General features: G+C 60.0%; 2 protein-coding genes. Both read left to right on the top strand.

The features are described 5' to 3' along the window. Nucleotides 1-305: efflux RND transporter periplasmic adaptor subunit (locus NP596_RS20490; RefSeq protein ID WP_371927993.1), on the top strand; the 305-nt coding region annotated here is incomplete at its 5' end. A gap of 3 nt (nucleotides 306-308) precedes the next feature. Next, nucleotides 309-3506, top strand: a complete 3198-nt coding sequence (locus tag NP596_RS20485) for an efflux RND transporter permease subunit (RefSeq protein WP_256617243.1) — start codon at nucleotides 309-311, stop codon at nucleotides 3504-3506. Nucleotides 3507-3595: the final 89 nt, after the last annotated feature.

Here is a 3595-nt window from a genome sequence, read left to right as displayed (position 1 = left end):
TGTTGAGTCCGGGCTTTTTCGCCCGCATGCGGGTACAAGGCAGCGCCGCCCATGCCGCCACCCTACTGCCCGACCGGGCCATCGGCGCCGATCAGGCTCAACGCTTTGTCTGGGTGGTAAACCCGGACAATCGAATCAGCTATCGCCAGGTGACGCCCGGCGCCCGCATCGGCCAATTGCGCGTAATCCGCGAAGGCCTGCAAGCCGACGACTGGGTAGTCGTCGAAGGCGCGCAAAAGCTGAAACCGGGCATTACCGTAGCTCCCGAACGCATTTCGCTGGATCCACCGCAAGGAGCGCTATAAGCCATGGACAAATTCACCCATTTTTTTATAGACCGGCCGATCTTCGCCTCGGTATTGTCCATCGTCATTGTATTGGTCGGCGGTTTGGCGCTGATCGGTTTGCCGATTGCCCAATACCCCGAAATCGCCCCGCCGACCGTGGTGGTGACCACCAATTATCCCGGCGCCAACGCCAAGGTGGTCGCCGAAACGGTGGCCACGCCGATCGAACAGGAGGTCAACGGCGTCGAAGACATGCTGTACATGTCCTCGCAATCGACCAACAGCGGCAGCTTGGCGTTGACCATTACCTTTAAGCCGGGCACCAATTTGGACAAAGCCCAGGTATTGGTGCAAAACCGGGTGGCCTTGGCCGAACCGAAACTGCCAGAGGAAGTCCGCCGCCAGGGCATCGGCGTCAAGAAGCGCAGCCCCGACCTCAGCCTGGTGGTGAATTTGGTGTCGCCGGACAAGCGTTACGACAGCGTTTATCTCAGCAACTACGCCTTGCTGCAAATCAAGGACACTCTGGCGCGGCTGCCTGGCGTCGGCGACATCCTGGTTTTCGGCGCCCGCGATTACAGTATGCGCTTGTGGCTGAACCCGGAAAAAATCGCCGCCCGCGAGCTGACCGCCGCCGAAGTGGTCGGCGCCGTTCGGGAGCAAAATGTACAGGTGGCGGCCGGGGTGGTCGGCCAGCAACCCTCGCCCGAAAACGCCGAATTTCAATACACCGTCAGCACGCTGGGCCGCTTACAGGAAGCGGAACAGTTCGGCGACATCGTCATCAAGCAAGGCCCGGACGGCCAAATTACCCGCTTGAAAGACGTGGCCCGCATCGAACTGGGTGCCAAGGATTACAACGCCGGCTTGTTCCTGGACGGCGAACAGACCGTGGGGCTGGCGATCTTCCAACTGCCCGGCTCCAATGCGCTGGATACCAAAAAAGCCGTGGTCGATGCCATGGAAAAGCTGAAAACCCGTTTCCCGGCGGGCCTGGACTACCTGTTGGTTTACGACACCGTGGTGTTTATACAGCAGTCCATCGATGCGGTGGTCAAAACCCTGTTCGAAGCCATTCTGCTGGTGGTGATCGTGGTGATCGTGTTTTTGCAGAACTGGCGGGCCACGCTGATTCCGCTGCTGGCGGTGCCGGTTTCGCTGATCGGCACCTTTGCGGTCATGTCCGCCCTGGGCCTGTCGCTGAATACCCTGTCGCTATTCGGCTTGGTGCTGGCGATCGGAATCGTGGTCGACGACGCCATCGTGGTGGTGGAAAACGTCGAGCGGCATATCGCCGAAGGCATGAACGCCCGCGCGGCCACCCGCCGGGCCATGAGCGAAGTGGTGGGGCCGATTATCGCCACCACGCTGGTGTTGATTGCGGTATTCGTGCCGACGGCCTTTATTACCGGCGTGTCCGGCGCCTTTTACAAGCAGTTCGCGCTGACCATCGCCGTCTCGACCCTGATCTCGACCTTCAATTCGCTGACCTTGAGTCCGGCCTTGTGCGCGCTGCTGCTGGATAAAGCCCATCACGACAAGGACAGCTTCACCCGGCTGTTCGATAGGCTGTTCGGCAGGTTTTTCGTGCGCTTCAACCGTTTTTTCGACTGGTTCGGCGCCGGTTACGGCCGCTTGGTCGGCCGCTTGATCCGTACCACCACGGTCGTACTGGTTTTGTATGCCGGCCTGAACGGCCTGAATCTGCTGGCGTTTGAAAAAGTACCCACCGGCTTCATTCCGCAGCAGGACCAGGGCTATTTGATTCTGTACGCGCAATTGCCGGACGCCGCCTCGCTGTCGCGCACGCAACAGGTGGTGCAACAGGCCACCGGCATTATTCTCGATACCGAAGGCGTTGCCCATGTCAACGCCTATGCCGGCTGGTCGGTGCTGACCGGCGCCAACCAATCCAATGTCGCCACCCTGTTCGCAAGGTTGGGCGACTTCGACCGGCGCGCCGGCCACCCCGAATTACACGCCGACGCGGTAATCAAACAGCTGACCCGGCGGTTGTCTTCAATCGAGGATGCGCGGATCGCGGTTTTCGCCCCGCCGCCCATTCGCGGCATGAGTTCGGTCGGCGGTTTCAAATTGCAGATCCAGGATCGCGGCAACGCCGGCATCGAAGAACTGCAACGGGTGACCGGCGAAATGATAGCCGCCGGCAACCAGCAGCCGGGTCTGGCCGGATTATTCACGACGTTTCGGGCCGGCGTGCCGCAATTGTTCGTCGATATCGACCGCACCCGCGCCAAGGCCATGGACATTCCGCTGCAGGATGTATTCGACACCTTGCAGATTTATTTGGGCTCTTTATACGTCAACGACCTGAACGCCTTCGGCCGCACTTACCAAGTCGTGGCGCAGGCCGACGCGGCCTTTCGGATGAAACCGGCCGATATTACCGAACTGAAAACCAAGAACAAGCAAGGCGGCATGGTGCCGCTGGGCGCTATCGCTAAAATCGAGGAGATAGCCGGGCCGGATAAAATCACCCGCTACAACATGTATCCGGCGGCGGAAATTAACGGCGGCACCCTGCCCGGCGTCAGTTCAGGCCAAGCCATCGGCGTCATGAGCGCGTTGCTGGATAGCGAATTACCGCCCGGTTTCGCCTTCGAATGGACGGAACTGAGCCTGCAACAGGTGCTGGCCGGCAACGTGGCAATGCTGGTGTTTCCGTTAAGCGTGATTTTCGTGTTCTTGGCGCTTGCCGCCCAATACGAAAGCTGGTCGTTACCGTTCGCGGTGATTCTGATCGTGCCGATGTGTATTTTGTCGTCGATGACCGGCATCTGGCTGGCGGGCATGGACAACAACATCTTTACCCAGGTCGGCTTCATCGTCCTGGTCGGCTTGGCCAGCAAAAACGCCATTTTGATCGTCGAGTTCGCCAAGCGCCGCCAGGAAACCGGTATCAGCGCCTTCGACGCGGCCGTGGAAGCTTGCCGCATCCGGCTGCGGCCGATCCTGATGACCTCTTTTGCCTTCATCATGGGGGTATTTCCCCTAGTGATCGCCGAAGGCGCGGGGGCCGAATCGCGCAGATTGCTCGGCACCGCCGTATTCAGCGGCATGATAGGCGTAACGGTTTTCGGCCTGCTGTTGACGCCGGTGTTTTATGTCGCGGTGCAAACCTTGGTTCGGCGTTTCGGCGGCCGCAAACGGCCCCGCGGCGTAGCGTCCGATCACCCTTCCCCGGATTTACCATTATGAAACGGAATACATTTCAAAACAGAATACGGCCGTCTGCCGGCGCCGGCCTACGAGGCCTGGCGCGCCTCAGTCCAATCGTCTTGTCCGCC

Origin of the sequence: Methylomonas rivi (assembly GCF_024505165.1) — a bacterium.
Taxonomy (GTDB): domain Bacteria; phylum Pseudomonadota; class Gammaproteobacteria; order Methylococcales; family Methylomonadaceae; genus Methylomonas; species Methylomonas rivi.
This window is presented reverse-complemented; position numbering and strand designations above follow the sequence as displayed.

Coding starts and splice junctions, on each gene's coding strand:
- NP596_RS20485 (WP_256617243.1), top strand. CDS start 309: ATGGACAAATTCACCCATTTTTTTATAGACCGGCCGATCTTCGCCTCG.